At 44.2% G+C, this 15233-nt stretch carries 13 protein-coding genes; 10 read left to right on the forward strand and 3 right to left on the reverse strand.

The genetic code is table 11. From position 1 onward, the window contains the following. The first annotated feature begins 234 nt into the window (after positions 1 to 234). Complete coding sequence (locus tag A8O23_RS11155; RefSeq protein ID WP_066621010.1) at positions 235 to 1500, forward strand: asparagine synthetase B; 1266 nt, start codon at positions 235 to 237, stop codon at positions 1498 to 1500. Between the two features lie 76 nt (positions 1501 to 1576). Here the strand turns inward: A8O23_RS11155 and miaE are convergent, their stop codons facing one another. The 3 genes from miaE to lpxK all read right to left on the reverse strand — a co-directional run bounded on the left by miaE (position 1577) and on the right by lpxK (position 5406). Continuing rightward, positions 1577 to 2170: a tRNA-(ms[2]io[6]A)-hydroxylase gene (miaE, locus tag A8O23_RS11160; RefSeq protein ID WP_262506440.1), complete on the reverse strand. Its 594-nt coding sequence runs from the start codon at positions 2168 to 2170 to the stop codon at positions 1577 to 1579. Between the two features lie 192 nt (positions 2171 to 2362). Beyond that, positions 2363 to 4327: a putative porin gene (locus A8O23_RS11165; RefSeq protein ID WP_161486723.1), complete on the reverse strand. Its 1965-nt coding sequence runs from the start codon at positions 4325 to 4327 to the stop codon at positions 2363 to 2365. Positions 4328 to 4335: 8 nt separating this feature from the next. Next, positions 4336 to 5406 carry a tetraacyldisaccharide 4'-kinase gene (lpxK, locus tag A8O23_RS11170; RefSeq protein WP_066621013.1) on the reverse strand — a complete coding sequence of 357 codons (1071 nt, stop codon included), beginning with the start codon at positions 5404 to 5406 and terminating at the stop codon, positions 4336 to 4338. Between the two features lie 60 nt (positions 5407 to 5466). Here lpxK and A8O23_RS11175 point away from each other — a divergent pair, with 60 nt between their 5' ends. From A8O23_RS11175 to groES, 9 genes are all read left to right on the forward strand, one after another. Then, complete coding sequence (locus tag A8O23_RS11175; RefSeq protein WP_066621017.1) at positions 5467 to 6564, forward strand: Nif3-like dinuclear metal center hexameric protein; 1098 nt, start codon at positions 5467 to 5469, stop codon at positions 6562 to 6564. Between the two features lie 6 nt (positions 6565 to 6570). Further along, positions 6571 to 7305 (forward strand): zinc ribbon domain-containing protein, encoded by a 735-nt coding sequence (locus A8O23_RS11180; protein ID WP_066621019.1) that lies wholly within the window; start codon positions 6571 to 6573, stop codon positions 7303 to 7305. 170 nt (positions 7306 to 7475) lie between these two features. Next, positions 7476 to 8774 (forward strand): aminodeoxychorismate synthase component I, encoded by a 1299-nt coding sequence (gene pabB / locus A8O23_RS11185; protein ID WP_066621026.1) that lies wholly within the window; start codon positions 7476 to 7478, stop codon positions 8772 to 8774. Positions 8775 to 9122: 348 nt separating this feature from the next. After that, positions 9123 to 10562, forward strand: coding sequence for a tRNA (N6-isopentenyl adenosine(37)-C2)-methylthiotransferase MiaB (gene miaB / locus A8O23_RS11190; protein ID WP_066621028.1), 1440 nt, complete (start codon positions 9123 to 9125; stop codon positions 10560 to 10562). Between the two features lie 101 nt (positions 10563 to 10663). Beyond that, positions 10664 to 11947 (forward strand): sigma-54 interaction domain-containing protein, encoded by a 1284-nt coding sequence (locus tag A8O23_RS11195; protein ID WP_066621030.1) that lies wholly within the window; start codon positions 10664 to 10666, stop codon positions 11945 to 11947. Continuing rightward, positions 11934 to 12479, forward strand: a complete 546-nt coding sequence (locus A8O23_RS11200) for an LptE family protein (protein WP_239693385.1) — start codon at positions 11934 to 11936, stop codon at positions 12477 to 12479. The genes A8O23_RS11195 and A8O23_RS11200 overlap by 14 nt, the downstream gene beginning before the upstream one ends. Before the next feature lie 96 nt (positions 12480 to 12575). After that, positions 12576 to 14204 (forward strand): hypothetical protein, encoded by a 1629-nt coding sequence (locus tag A8O23_RS11205; protein ID WP_153042165.1) that lies wholly within the window; start codon positions 12576 to 12578, stop codon positions 14202 to 14204. A gap of 1 nt (position 14205) precedes the next feature. Next, positions 14206 to 14586: a preprotein translocase subunit SecG gene (gene secG / locus A8O23_RS11210; protein ID WP_066621034.1), complete on the forward strand. Its 381-nt coding sequence runs from the start codon at positions 14206 to 14208 to the stop codon at positions 14584 to 14586. A 317-nt stretch (positions 14587 to 14903) separates the two neighbouring features. Then, positions 14904 to 15194 carry a co-chaperone GroES gene (gene groES, locus A8O23_RS11215; RefSeq protein WP_066621042.1) on the forward strand — a complete coding sequence of 97 codons (291 nt, stop codon included), beginning with the start codon at positions 14904 to 14906 and terminating at the stop codon, positions 15192 to 15194. The last annotated feature ends 39 nt before the right edge of the window (positions 15195 to 15233 follow it).

Raw genomic sequence — 15233 nt, forward strand, 5'->3', positions numbered from 1 at the left:
TCGTTGAGGAGCTGTACCGGAACCTTTCATTGGTCGTACAACTAATAGTTTTATTACTATATAAAAGTAAGGATTTTAACTGAGCCAAATTAAATATCATCACCAATTGCAAAAGAACCAGTGGTAAAAGGATAGGTTTAGGTAAGATGCCTGTTCTAGCCGAAAGATATAAGCCCCTAAGTTACTGGTTACTGTGTGCTTTTGTTAAATTTGTTTAAACTAATACTATTGAAGATGTTGCGCAGGATATTTTGTTTTCTTTTGGTTTGGCTGTTGGCTTTACCGGCTAGCTGGGCTTCATACTTGCTGTTGCCCATGGACCAAGACCAGAAGAATCATTTAAAAGCCTATGGCATTGCGTATTGGGCTTTGCAACGTGAAGTGGAAGTTGATTGGCTCTTGAATTACCGTGGCGGATCTTTTGCTTTCAAGCATCTGCCAGCCCTTGAAAACGAGTTGGTTGTAAGGGGAATAAGCTACTCTACCATTTCAGATGCGCAATACAACCAGGTACTGACCGAGATAGCCGCCCAAGAGTCTAACATGGACATTATGAAGCTGGAGAAGGCGCCAAAAATAGCCGTCTATTCCCCAAAATCTAAACAGCCATGGGATGATGCGGTGACCTTGGTGCTTACCTACGCCGAAATTCCCTATGACATAGTCTATGACCCAGAAATACTGGAAGACAAATTGCCCAAGTACGACTGGCTTCACCTGCACCACGAGGATTTTACCGGACAGCAAGGGAAATTCTACGCTGCTTTTAGAAATGCGCCCTGGTATATTGAACAGAAACGCGAGGCGGAAGCTATTGCCAAGCGCTTCGGGTACACCAAAGTGCCCGAACTGAAACGAGCCGTAGCTGAGAAAATAAGAGACTTCTGCGCTGGAGGCGGCTTCATGTTTGCCATGTGCTCTGCCACCGACACTTACGACATAGCGTTGGCCTCACACGGAGTGGATATCACGGAAGTGATGTTTGACGGCGACCCCTCTGACCCTCAAGCGCAGCAGAAGCTAAACTTTGATAACACCTTTGCCTTTAAAGACTTTACGTTAATCAGAGACCCTTACCACCCAGAGTTCTCCAACATCGACAACACCCAAATGGAACGTGGCCTGCGCGAAGGGAATGACTATTTCCAGCTCTTTACCTACTCCGCCAAGTGGGATCCCGTGCCCACCATGCTTACCCAAAACCATGCTAAAACAATCAAGGGTTTTATGGGCCTTACTACAGGTTTCAAGAAGAAACTGATAAAACCAGATGTGGTGGTGATGGGTGAAAATCCGGCCATTGATGAAGCCAAGTATATCCACGGCACATTCGGCAAAGGCACCTGGACCTTTTACGGTGGCCATGATCCAGAGGACTACCAGCATTTTGTGGAGGAAGAGCCAACGGACCTTTCTTTGCACCCCAATTCTCCAGGCTACAGATTAATACTTAACAATATCTTGTTCCCGGCTGCTAAAAAGAAAAAGCAAAAAACTTAATAATGATTAATGAACAATGAGTAATGATTAATTTGTAATATGTTTTAATCATTGCTCATTGTTCATTAATCATTAACTAGTGCATACGGTCTGGCCTTGGCTCCAGGTTGGCTATGATGTTGGCTTCTATTTCCAGCAGTTCTTTCAGGCGGGCGTCTACAACTTCTTTGGGCATATACTCTTTCGCCAGCTTTACAAAGCTAACATAGTGCCCCGCCTCTGAGACCATTAATTCATAATAGAATTTTTGCAGGTCAGGGTCCGTCAGGTTTTTCCAGAGGAGTTTAAAACGTTCGCAGCTGCGGGCTTCAATCAGCGCATTCACCAATAAATGGTCCATGAGCTGACGCTCCCGCTTATCTCCCTTCCGGATATGTTTGCTCAACTGCACGACATATTCATCTGGTCTATTACGACCCAGCTCATAGCCTCTCTTCTTCAGTTCTTCCAGTACCCGTTCAAAGTGGCTCCACTCCTCGGCTACCAAAGCAGTCATTTCCTCTACCAGTTTTGTCTTGTCTGGGTATTTAACAATCAATGAAATGCCCGAAGTAGCAGCCTTTTGCTCACAGTAGGCATGGTCCACTAAAATCTCCTCAATGTTCATTTCCGCTATGTTCACCCAACGCGGATCAGTAGGAAGCTCCAATCTTAAAATTGTCTTAGCCAAAGCTGTGGTAGGTTTTCTGTAAAAATCAATTTTAATGTCCTATATCAATGAACCAGCCCAAAAAAGTGCCTTCATGTTTATGACCTGATTTTGAAAAAATAAGGCAAAAACGGAGAGTGCCCCTAATATTAATTAGCCTTGCCCTACATGCCCCCCTCGGATCTATACTTCAATGCTACAGGCTGAGAACCCTTAGTCATAAAAATTCCACTGCAAACCAAATATCAAACTGAACGGATTAGCAGAATAATAGGGCGTTGTAAAATACCCTGGGTTTAAACCAGGTATGGCGGTATTTAAATGTCTAGCCTTGATAAAAAGGTTCACTGTTTTGATATCAGCGCTCAAGTAAACATCAGCAGTTGGGTACCGCTTTACCGTGAAATCATTCTGCAGGTGAAACTGCTGCGTGACAGGCATATACCCATCTGCTAAGTAGGCGGTATGAAAATTTACATCTACCCCGGTCTGTACATAAATGGCTCCCTTAAACATTGGCCCATGCACATAGGCTCTGGTTTGCAAATACCATTCAGGCATTCTGATCACATCTTCATCAGCGGTAGCGCTATAGAAAACAGTGTTGTCTAAGACAAATGATTTTACGCTGAGTTTGTAGCGCAAACTAGCCTGCAACAAATTAGTCCCTCCTGCTACTTGAGCTGGTTTTGCCCAATCACCTGCACTCAGAGAGTCTTGGTAGTAAACATAATTTCTAAGATTGGTAAATTTTAGTTCACCTTGTAACAAGTGGTTCTTTATCCTGCCTTCCAGTACAGCGGCAGACTGATTAACTTGAATATTCTCAAAATCATTGTTCCACTCTAAATGGTTGCTGATGAAAAGATTTTGGAGCAAAGAAGGTGAGTAAGAAGTTCTGGTTTGCCGAAGTGTGAGGAATTTATACCGTGCCTGCGCATTTATGCGGTAATCTCCGCCTCCTATTTGAAATTCGGCATCAGTGTGCATGTAAATGTCATTCTTCAATCGAAACTGGGCATCTCCTCCTATGAAATTATCAGCGAAAGTTCTCTTTGCTTGATCTTCATAAAAAAGAACATAATTAAAGGGGCGGTTTTTAAACTGGTCAACAACCGCTATGCGTCCTCTGGAGGTAACTTCATAATCTCCATCGCGCCGCTTTACATAGGCTCTATATACAAATAGCCGGCTGTTTCCCATGACACCAAAGGTATTTTCCAGCTTCCTGAAGTTAGATTTATCTGAAGTTTGAGCGGTATCTCTGAGGGCTTGAGGGTAAAATTGCAGCACTCTTCTTCTATTTCCCTCCTCGCCTATTGTTTCATAAGGCAGCTGATTGTCAGAGAATTCATTGTCTTGCGCATAAGCATCTATGGTGTGGTATAACTGAAGCCCAGAACCCAATAGCTTGTACCATTGGGTGGCGTGCACCATCCGCCTTTTCTCTTCTGATGCTGCATAAAACAGCCACACCGCCTCGTTACCATCAAACAGATCCTCGTCCCCATCCACATTGCCTGCGGGATTAATACCCCCAGACTCTATTTGGTCATGGCTGGTTTGAATGTAGTTGGCCATGATTCTGTACCGTTCGTTGGGGCTGGCGTATTGCGTAAAAGCCATTAAACCATAGTGGCTTATCAAGTCGTTCTGTCTGCCGCCTACGCCACCTATTTGCCGCTCAGAACTTAACAGTTCATATCCAATGCCTATATTCCAGTTTGGCTTAATGTTGCGGGTGTGCTTAGACTTGAATATTTGCTCACCCAAACTCCCCTGCAGGTAATTTAGAAAGGTAAAAGGCGATTTTGTATCATAATATTCAATAGACGCAGGATCTGGGGTGTAACGGTCAAGGGTATTACGGCCTAAACGTGTACCTAACACAGTGGGCATTTGCCAGAACAGAGGCTGAGCCGCAGTGCCCACGTTTCCGAGGTCTTGATGTAACGTAGAATCATAATACCAATGCCGGATTATCGGAAGATTGGTTATGGCAGTATCAATGCGTGCAGGGGTTAGGTTGCCTTTAAAAACATCCCGTTCATAAAGCTTCAGCGTAGTTGCCGAACCATAGATGGCTTTGGTAGTGTCATTTATCACCGAAGACTGGGCTGACGCTGCCAGTCCTATACCTGCAAAACACGCCGTAGCGATAAGCTTCTTATAATTCACGCTCAAATTTAAGAATTAATACCTATGCCCGGCAGTGTTGCCTGCTGCCGGATAAAATCATCAAAAGAAGGTTCTTGTTCGGCAAAGGAAACTGTAATTGGAAGATAGAAGACAGGAAGACCCTGCCACACATACTCCAGTTCTTGTGCCTGCCATTTTACGGCATCTTTATGAGTCATGAGTACACTTAGCCCCTGGTCTCTGAACGTGCCCCAAAAATTTACCACTTCCTTTACCAGCTCAGGAGTATAGGCAGCATGGTCAGAAAACTCAAAGTGCCTGATGATCTCATATCCTTCTTCTGTTAGAAAATTCACCAGAGGTCTGGCATTGGCAATACCTGTTACCAGCACCAGTTTTTTACCTAACGCCTGAACCTTTCCGAAAGGTACGGCGGCGGCGTAAACTATTTCAGAAAAAAACACGGGGGTTCCTTTTTTGGTGTACATGCCAATCTTATGGGCAATGTTCTGTTTCTCCCTTTCCGCCAGTAAAGCAGGGCATTTAGTAACCACTACCCCTTGTGCTCTTTTTGCTCCTGAACGAGGTTCTCTTAGCCTGCCAGCCGGCAGAGGTAAATCATTAGTAAATACTTTGTTATAGTCTGTCAGCAATAAATAGGTAGAAGCTGTAACAGCACGGTGCTGAAATGCATCATCTAGAAGTATAATATCCAAATCAGGTTGCAGTTCCAAGAGTTTCTTTATGCCTGTCTCTCGTTTTTCGCAAACCGCCACCGTCACGTTGGGTAAGTTCTGCAGGTACTGAAATGGCTCGTCACCTAAAGTAGCGGCCGTTTCTTTAGCGCTACCCAATACAAATCCTTTTGTTTGCCGCTTATACCCCCTACTCAAAATTGCCATCTTTTTGGGCTGTAACATTCTTGCCAAGTACTCTACCAAAGGTGTTTTTCCGGTACCGCCTACGGCGAGATTGCCCACACAAATAACCGGCACGGGCGCCTGATACGTAGAGAAAAAACTGTGATGGTACAGGTAGTTCCGAGCGCGCATAACAGTTCCGTACACCCAAGAAAAGGGCAAAAGCAAGAACCGCAGTATAAGAAACAAGAGCCGCATCACGTACAAAAGTAGCTGAATTTTAACTTTCTTTGCAGACTTACTCCCTAAAGCCAAACAATGACCAAAATAAAAGATGTTGTAAGGGCACTGGAACAATATGCCCCTCCCGCCTATCAAGAAGCCTATGACAATGCCTTGTTACAGGTAGGTGACCCAGAAGCAACCGTCAATCGGGTATTAGTAACTTTAGATTGTACAGAAGAAGTTGTGGAGGAAGCGATAGAGCGTGGGTGCAATTTAATAGTAGCGCATCACCCAGTCATTTTCAAAGCTTTAAAAAGTTTGACAGGTCGCACACCAGTGGAACGCACGTTGCTAAAGGCGCTGAAGCACCAAATAGCTATTTTTGCCTGCCACACTAATTTAGACCATGTGCACAATGGCGTCAATGCCAAACTCTGTGAGAAACTAGGCATTGAAAATACCAGAATTCTGGCGCCTAAATCAAACTTACTTACCAAACTAGAATTCTTTGTACCGGTTGAAGACACAGAAAAAGTGCTGGAGGCAGTACATGCTGCCGGCGCCGGTCAAATTGGGGAGTATACCGACTGTAGCTTTAGAATAACCGGCACCGGACGCTTTACCCCCTCATCGCAAGCAAATCCGCATATTGGCCAAACAGGCAAAACCGAGGAGACAATAGAAAACCGGATTGAGGTAATTTTCCCGAGCTTTAAACAAAACCAAGTGATGCGGGCCCTGCTCAAAGCCCACCCTTATGAAGAAGTAGCTCATTTTCTGATAGAACTTGAAAACGAGAATCAGGAAGTAGGCGCTGGTATGATAGGCGAATTAGAAACTGCTTTAACAGCCGAGGAATTTGCCCAGCACCTAAAAAAGCAATTGAACCTCATAACGTTCAAGCATACAGCCTGGCCAGATAAATTAATTAAAAAAGTAGCTGTTTGCGGAGGAGCCGGCAGCTTTTTGTTAAGCAAAGCAAAAGCCGCCGGAGCCGATGTTTTTGTGACCGCCGATCTAAAGTACCATGAGTTTTTTGAGGCAAACAGCAAAATGGCTTTGGTAGACGTAGGGCATTATGAAAGCGAAGTTTACACGAAGGAGCTTTTTTATGATATACTTACAAAAACTTTTTCTAATTTTGCAGTCGATTTGTCAGCCACTAACACAAATCCCGTTAGACACAGCTAAATATACATGGAAAGTACTGTAGCAAGTAAATTAGATGCACTTCTAAGACTTCAGAGCTTAGATTCTCAACTAGATCAAATCCTGCAAGTAAGAGGCGACCTTCCAGAAGAAGTTCGCGATTTGGAAGATGAAATCGCCGGCTACCAAGTACGCGTAAGCAAATTTGATGAGGAAATTGCGGATCTCCAGCAGTCAATTGCCAACCGCAAGCAGGCTATTAAAGACTCCGAAAAACTGATCAAGAAGTACGAGGAGCAGCAGGAGAATGTGCGCAATAACCGCGAGTTTGACGCCATCACCAAAGAAGTTGAACTGCAGAAATTGGAAATTCAGATCAACGAGAAAAAAATTCGTGAGGCTAATTTCCAGATAGAGCAGAAAAACCAGGATATCCAGGAAACCAAAAACAGACTGGAGGAGCGCCAAAAAGACCTTAACTCTAAAAACGCCGAACTACAAGTTATGGTGAATGAGAGCGAGGAAGATGAGCGCCGCCTGAACAAAGAAAAGGAAGAGGCGATGAAACAAATTGAAGATCGTCTTCTTTTCGCCTATAACCGTATCCGCAAGAATGTACGCAATGGCTTAGCGGTTGTAATGGTAAAACGTGACGCCTGCGGCGGATGTTTTAACACCGTTCCTCCTCAACGCCAGTCTGACATTGCTTCAAAAAAGAAAATTACTGTTTGCGAGCACTGCGGCCGTATTTTAGCCGATGTTGAGCAAAAAGCTATTGCCTAGTATTAGGTACAGTTGAATAATGAAAAAGGATGGTTTTGCCATCCTTTTTTTGTGACTGTTCATTTATATCTGCAGTAAACTACATCGCCCACAGCCCATAGAAAGCCTGAAGATTTTGTAAATCTGCGCTTTCTGTTTTCATTGCCGCTGATCATATCTGGCTTAATTGCATGTTACAGCTTTCAATCTCTTACCAGCAGCTACCGGTCCCAATTGAGGAGTGGAAACAGAAAGCAATAGTATGGGCAAACCAACATCACGAGGCAGTAGCTTACTATTCCTCAAATAATATTGACTATCGCCACGGCGCATTTAAAAATTTGCTTGGGGTCCGGAAATGCTGCCAAGGCTCCAATAGTGTTATTGCCTCCACTTGGCAGGAGTTAAAAAATCTACAAGAAAGCACTGTTACTCCTCTTCTCGGGTTTCTGACGTATGATCTGAAGAACAGCCTGGAAAATCTTACAAGCCAACACCCTGATAACATTGGCTTTCCTGAGCTTGCATTTTTTGCACCAGAAGCATACATCCATTTTGAGGAAGAAACTCTTACCGTCTATTCTGAAGTAGATTCACCTGATTCTATTATACAAGCTATTTCATCCACTACGTTTTCAAGCAGTTTCCCAAAAAACAGCCTTAAAACAGTAGCCCGCATCTCTAGAGAAGAGTATATACAAAGCGTTCAAAAACTACAGCAACATATTGTAGAAGGCGATGTATATGAAATCAATTTCTGTCAGGAATTTTACGCTGAACAAGCAAGCCTTGATCCGGTACAAGTATATTTTAAGCTAAACGAGATTTCCCCCACCCCTTTTTCTGGCTTCTTGAAATGGCATGATAAATACCTGCTTTGCGCAAGCCCTGAGCGGTTTTTGAAAAAAGAAAATGACCTGCTGATATCTCAACCTATCAAAGGCACCATTCGAAGAGGAAGTACCCCAGAAGAGGACTTGGCCAATAAAGCCACTCTTGCCTCAAGTGAAAAAGAACGCGCAGAAAACATGATGATCGTGGACTTGGTACGAAACGATCTAAACCGTGTAGCAGCAATAGGAACTGTAAAAGTGGAGGAGTTTTTTGGTTTGTATGGCTTTCAGCATGTATGGCAGATGATCTCCACCATTACCGGAAAACTTTCACCTGAAGCGGACGCAGTGCAGGCTTTACAAGCTGCTTTCCCAATGGGAAGCATGACCGGAGCGCCTAAAATAAAAGCACTAGAGCTTATAGAAAAGTACGAGAAAACGAAGCGTGGACTTTATTCTGGTAGTTTCGGCTACTTTTTACCAAACGGTGATTTTGATTTCAATGTGGTGATAAGGAGCATACAGTATAATGCCGCCACCAGATATCTCAATTATGAAGTAGGTAGCGCCATTACGTATGATTCAGTCCCGGAACAGGAATATGAAGAATGCCTTTTAAAAGCTTTTGCCATCAAATCAGTATTAGAGAAGCATTGATTTTACTTAACGAAGAGGTAATACTTACTTAAGAGTTCTTCAAACTAATTTATATACTTTTATTATCCGATTTCCCCTAACCAAATGAGAAATGAACTTATCGGGCATTATATCATGAACAAAGTAGTTGGCATTGGAGAAACTGCCTATAGTATTCTTTGCTTGCGCGAGGGCTCTTCCGGTCCTTTGAAGCTTGAACTAAAGAATTGATCTAGACCATATTCAAAAATTTAATAGCAAAGTCTGCTCACCCTAGGCAGGCTTTTTTTATGTAAGAACCTCAAAAATAAGCTGCCATTCTGTCACAAGCACCTAGATTTACGTATCTTTGCGCTTTATTAACAAGACATGCATTCACCTATTCTGGATTTAGATTTTATAGATAGCCGTACCCCTGAGCAGGCATCAGCCACTTCATGTGACACCAAAGTCACTGAAGAAACTAATACTGGACGGCAGCGCAAACTCTACATTGAAAGCTATGGCTGCCAGATGAACTTCTCTGACAGCGAGATAGTGTCTTCTATATTGTTTGAGGCAGGATTTGATACCACCTCTGAAGCCGCCAACGCTGACCTGGTGCTGTTGAACACCTGTTCCATACGTGAAAAAGCAGAGCAGACCGTTAGACACCGCTTAACCCAGCTACAGCATTTAAAAAAGAAAAGACCGGGAATGGTAGTGGGTGTACTGGGTTGTATGGCGGAACGCCTGAAGAAAAACCTGCTGGAGGAAGAAAAGATGGTAGACCTGGTGGTGGGTCCTGATGCGTACCGTGATCTTCCATCGCTTATCAATGAGGTAGACGAGGGGCAGAAAGCCGTGAATGTTCTTCTTTCAAGAGAAGAAACCTACGCAGATATAAATCCAATCAGGCTGAACAGCAACGGCGTGAGTGCTTTCGTTTCTATCATGCGGGGCTGTGACAATATGTGCTCCTTCTGCGTGGTGCCTTTTACCCGTGGCCGCGAACGTAGCCGTGATGCGCATTCAATTGTACGCGAGGCGCAGGATCTGGTAAAACAGGGCTATAAAGAAGTTACCTTGCTGGGCCAGAACGTTGACTCCTATAAATGGCAATCTGAAGACGGAGTTGAAAAAGTAAACTTTGCCCAGCTGCTGGAAAGGGTGGCCTTAATCAGTCCAGATTTAAGGGTTCGATTCTCTACCTCCCACCCCAAAGACATTACAGATGAAGTGTTGTACACCATGAAGAAGTACGACAACATCTGCAAATACATACATTTGCCAGCACAAAGCGGTAACTCCAGAGTTCTTGAGCTGATGAACCGCACCTATGACCGCAACTGGTACATAGAACGCGTTGACGCCATCAGAAGAATTTTAGGTGAGGATTGCGGTATTTCTACTGACATGATTGCTGGTTTCTGTTCTGAAACCGAAGAAGAACACCAAGATACCTTGTCTTTGATTGACTACGTGCAGTACGACTATGCCTACATGTTCTTTTATTCTGAGCGCCCCGGCACGTTGGCAGCCAGAAAACTACAAGATGACATTCCGCTGGAAGTGAAGAAGCGCCGTTTACAGGAAATTATAGACAAGCAGCGGGAGTACTCCCAGATAAGAAATCAATTGGCAGTTGGCCAAGTGCAGAAAGTGCTGGTGGAAGGATTTTCTAAGCGTTCAGATGAAATGCTCAGTGGCCGTAACGATCAAAACAAGGTGGTCATTTTCCCTAAACAACATTTCAAAAAAGGAGATTATGTGAATGTCTTGATTACCGACTGCTCTGTAGGTACTTTGTTTGGAGAGCCAGTTCATTAATTTGGAAATTTGGTGATGAGGAGATTTGAAGTTAAATCTTTTCTTTGGCAGGCGTTCTGCATTTCCAAATCTTCACATTTTCAAATCTACACATCTAACGCATGCGCGATATAGAGATTCAGTCTGTTAAACAACGCTTTGGTATAATAGGTAATTCTCCGTTGTTGAACCACGCTATTCAGGTGGCGGTTCAGGTGGCTCCTACTGACATGACCGTTCTTATTTCAGGTGAGAGTGGAAGCGGAAAAGAATCATTTTCCAAAATCATTCATCAACTGAGCCCCCGCAAGCACGGACAGTTCATAGCTATCAACTGCGGCGCTATTCCGGAGGGAACCATAGACTCTGAACTGTTTGGCCATGAGAAAGGCTCCTTTACGGGCGCCCAAGAGGCACGCAAGGGATATTTTGAGGTCACCAACGGAGGCACCATTTTTCTGGATGAAATTGGGGAAATGCCTTTAGGAACCCAAGCCCGCCTGCTCCGGGTGTTGGAAAACGGCGAATTCATTAAAGTGGGTTCTTCTAAAGTGTTAAAAACAGACGTGCGCGTAGTGGCGGCCACTAACGTTAACCTGTTGCAGGCGGTAGAACGGGGGCAGTTCAGAGAAGATCTGTATTACCGCCTGAACACAGTTCCCATCAACGTCCCGCCCCTGCGTGAGCGTGGAGATGACATACATTTGCTGTTCAGAAAATTCGCCTCTGACTTTGCCGAGCGGTACCATGTGAAGCCGGTCACCCTTTACCCAGATGCGGTACGGGAGTTGCTGCGCTATCGCTTCCCGGGTAACATCCGTCAGCTCAAAAATATTGTAGAGCAGATTTCCGTTTTGGAGTATGACAGAGAAGTAAACGCTGAAACTCTGCGCAAGTACCTGCCCCAGGAGCAAATTAACCAGCTGCCAGCTTTGTTTAACGGTGCTAAAGCCGGTGCTGACGGTGCTGCCGGCATTTCTGAGCGCGACTTGCTGTACAAAGTGCTTTTTGACATGCGCAAAGACATGAATGACTTAAAGCAGGTTGTTTTTGATTTATTATCGCATCAGCAGGAAGATTCGGAACTACTTAAGGCCAATAGTCATTTGTTTGATGAAGTCAGAAACTTTGAGCCACCGGTTTACCGCCAAACTCCAGAGCGCCGCGAAGGCTATGTGCTGACGGTTAGTGACCAGCATGAAGAGGAAGACTACGAGGAAAAAGTAGAAGATATTGCCCACGAAACTGAAGAAGAAAGCCTTTCTTTAGAACAAAAAGAAAAGGAAATGATACTGAAGGCGTTGAAGAAACATGGGAACAAGCGGAAATATGCCGCCAAAGACCTGGGAATCTCTGAACGCACCCTTTACAGAAAATTAAAACAATACGACATTGAAGACCTATAAGCAGCGTCTGTTCTTTTCTCCTTTACTGGCGGTTGTCCTGTTACTGCAAGGCTGTTATTCATTCTCTGGTACCAGCATTCCAGATAATGTGAAAACTATCTCCATCTCTAACTTTAGCGACGCTTCAGGAATGGGACCTGCTAATTTACAGCAGTTCGTAACAGAAGACTTTAAAGATTACTTTCAGCGCAATACCAATTTAAGAGTATTGCCTCAGGCGGGTGATCTACAGATTCAAGGCCAAATTATGAGCTATACCTTTAGCCCGGCAGCCATTCAACGCAACGATATTCCTACTGGTGGAAATTCAAATGTGTCAATTGACCAGGCCGGTGCCAACCGCCTGACAATTGTGGTGCAGATTAATTACACTGACACTAAAAACCCTGTGAACAATTTTGACCAAAGCTTCTCCAGCTTTTTTGATTTTCCTCCGTCACAAGACATCAACCAAATTAGCAGAGCCCAAATTCAGAAGATCACCGAGCGAATTATCTACAGCGTGTTCACTAAAACCGTGGCTAACTGGTAGAAACAGAAAAAAGCTCCTATAGTGGCTTGTAATTATTAGCCAAAAATTTATAATTTGATATTGCCTCTTATGCTGAGGCAGTTGACCAAAGAGTTCATGAACAAAGCGGCATTTTTAAATATTGTACGGCAGGTAGCCCCAATCAAAGACCAGGAAGTGGAAGACCTGGAGAAATTGGTGGTGTCTTTCCCCTATTGCCAAACCGCTCATGTTCTTTTAGCCAAAGCCGCCTATGACAGGGGCAGCATGCTTTCCACTCAAAAGCTACGCCGGGCTGCCGCGCACGTATCTAACCGTGCTTTATTAAAACGCATTGTGTACACGCCTGCTCCCGTACATGAATTGGTGGTAGTAGAAGAGGAATTATCTGAGCCTACTCCTGCCGAAACTTATGCTGTTTTAGAGCCAAATTCTGAAAAACAGTCCCAAAACGTACAGAGCCTTTTTATAGAAACTCAGGAGCCGACCATAGCTTTACTGGAAAAATCAACTGCTGAACCTGAGCCCGAGCCTGCATCTACAGAGACAGTATCTGTAGAAGTCATAGAGGAAACAGAGACGTTTGAGGCGGAAGTAGTGGAGCTGGTAGAGACGGAGCCAGAATTACCTGTTGCAGCATTACCCGCTATTGCAGAAACTGAAGTTGAATCAGAAATCAAAAATCCTGCTGTTGTAGATTCAGATGAATCGTTTGATGATCTGCTACAGGTTTCACTTCCTGCAAGTCCTATAGCCACCGTTGCTGCCGCCTTCTCAATTGACACAGAACCTTCTGTAGAGCACACACAGGACATAGCTGAACATGCCGAATCAGAAGAAGAAACAACTGCCCCTGCAGCAATTGTAACTGAACCAGCGCAACCTACAGACTGCTCAGTGGGCGATGAAGCTATAGAAAGCGAATTCAAGGTCGAATCTTCTCAAGAGGAGCAAGAGCTAATTGATCTTATTCAGATAGACAGTCTTGCTACCTACTCCGCCCCTATTCCGGCAGTTGATCTGACGCACGCTGAAATTGTTTCTGAAATTTTGTCAGCTACTGAAGCTGCGAATGCGGAAGAACCAGAGCCGTTGTCGTTCACAGCAGAGAATACAGTCGCGGAAGCGGTACAGACTGATGATACTTCTTTAGCAACTGAAGATTATGTTGTTGCTGCAGGAGAAACTGAGGCATTAGACTCTATAGAATATCAGTTCCCGATGATGCAGACCTTGGGAACACAAACTGATTCTGAGACGGCTGCGCCAGATGATCCTTATTTGGCTTTATTTGCGCAGAACAACTTAGCTTATTGGATGAACTCTAGCCGATTGGGTGAGAGCATCCAGCTGAAAGACGACCTGACCTCTGCTACTCCTTATCACTTCCAACCTGAACTGATACTGGAGCATGTCAAAAACAACGGTTCCCCTGCCTCTGAAAAAGAACAGCCACAGGTTGCCAAGCTGGACATTCAGTTAGACATCATCAATCAGTTCCTGAAAAATACGCCTAGGCGTAAAACATTGGCCAATGTGCAGCAGAACAATGCGCCCCAAGAAGATCTTTCTGCTAAAAGCTCTAAAATAAAGAAGAACCTGGCTTCAGAGAACCTTGCCCATATCTTCATAAAACAAGGAAAAATCAAAAAAGCTGTTAAAATTTATGAGCAGCTCATAGTAAAGTTTCCCGAAAAAAAGAGTTACTTTGCACAACAAATTGAAAAATTAAGAAACGAACCCTAGTATGTACATTGCTCTGATTAGCGTCATCCTTTTCCTTTGCGTGCTGTTGGTATTGGTAGTTTTATCCCAAAACTCTAAAGGCGGCGGATTATCTAGCCAATTTGGCGGTGGCGGCACCAGCCAATTAATGGGCGTGAAACGTACCGGTGACCTTCTTGAAAAACTTACCTGGGGCTTTGCTTTCGGTATCATTATCTTAAGCCTTAGCTCCCACATGATTGTTTCTAATGGCGCCGGTGAAGAAAGACGCAGCGTAAATGAGCAGCGTACTTCAGCAGCTCCTGCTCCTGCAGCAGTTCCCCCAGCTTCTATACCACAAGAAGGTGGCAGCGAGGCACCAGCCATCACTCCGGCTCCGGCCGCTGATTCAGCCAACCAGTAATCAAACCTGATACTAAACCCAATACGAAATCCGAACTTTAACCAGTTCGGATTTCTTTTTTTATACCCTTTCTGTTTTTGCCTTAGTTTCTAAAAAACGAGCCAAAAACAAACCGGCAGCCAAAAGACACTGCCATTTTTAAGCAGTCTTTAGCAGAGTCTGTCAGTACAATTGAAATCTTGGCAGAGTAGAAGGCGTCAAAATAAGGCAAGTTGTCAGAGTTAAGTACTTGGCACAAGAATCGCTATCTGCCTTACGTCCTCGGTCAAAGTTGGCCGGACACTATCGTTAACTTAATCAAATCTTATAACAAACCTATGGCCTTAAATCTAAAACCATTGGCAGACAGAGTAATCGTGTTACCTGCTGCGGCTGAAGAAAAAACCAAGTCTGGTATCATCATCCCGGATACTGCCAAAGAAAAACCACAACGCGGCGAAGTTGTTGCCGTTGGAGAAGGCAAAATCTCCGATCAAGGTGTTTTAGTAAAGTCACAGTTGAAAGTTGGCGACCAGGTATTGTACGGCAAATACGCCGGTACTGAAATCAATTTGGAAGGCGAAGACTACCTGATCATGCGTGAGTCTGACATCCTGGCGGTTCTTTAATCCTTCATTTTAAATTTAAACTTCAACCATAATCTATTT

This window comes from Rufibacter roseus (assembly GCF_001647285.1).
Lineage (GTDB): Bacteria > Bacteroidota > Bacteroidia > Cytophagales > Hymenobacteraceae > Nibribacter > Nibribacter roseus.

Coding starts and splice junctions, on each gene's coding strand:
- A8O23_RS11155 (WP_066621010.1), top strand. CDS start 235: ATGTTGCGCAGGATATTTTGTTTTCTTTTGGTTTGGCTGTTGGCTTTA.
- A8O23_RS11180 (WP_066621019.1), top strand. CDS start 6,571: ATGGAAAGTACTGTAGCAAGTAAATTAGATGCACTTCTAAGACTTCAG.
- A8O23_RS11175 (WP_066621017.1), top strand. CDS start 5,467: ATGACCAAAATAAAAGATGTTGTAAGGGCACTGGAACAATATGCCCCT.
- A8O23_RS11205 (WP_153042165.1), top strand. CDS start 12,576: ATGAACAAAGCGGCATTTTTAAATATTGTACGGCAGGTAGCCCCAATC.
- secG (WP_066621034.1), top strand. CDS start 14,206: ATGTACATTGCTCTGATTAGCGTCATCCTTTTCCTTTGCGTGCTGTTG.
- A8O23_RS11195 (WP_066621030.1), top strand. CDS start 10,664: ATGCGCGATATAGAGATTCAGTCTGTTAAACAACGCTTTGGTATAATA.
- miaB (WP_066621028.1), top strand. CDS start 9,123: ATGCATTCACCTATTCTGGATTTAGATTTTATAGATAGCCGTACCCCT.
- pabB (WP_066621026.1), top strand. CDS start 7,476: ATGTTACAGCTTTCAATCTCTTACCAGCAGCTACCGGTCCCAATTGAG.
- lpxK (WP_066621013.1), bottom strand. CDS start 5,406: ATGCGGCTCTTGTTTCTTATACTGCGGTTCTTGCTTTTGCCCTTTTCT.
- groES (WP_066621042.1), top strand. CDS start 14,904: ATGGCCTTAAATCTAAAACCATTGGCAGACAGAGTAATCGTGTTACCT.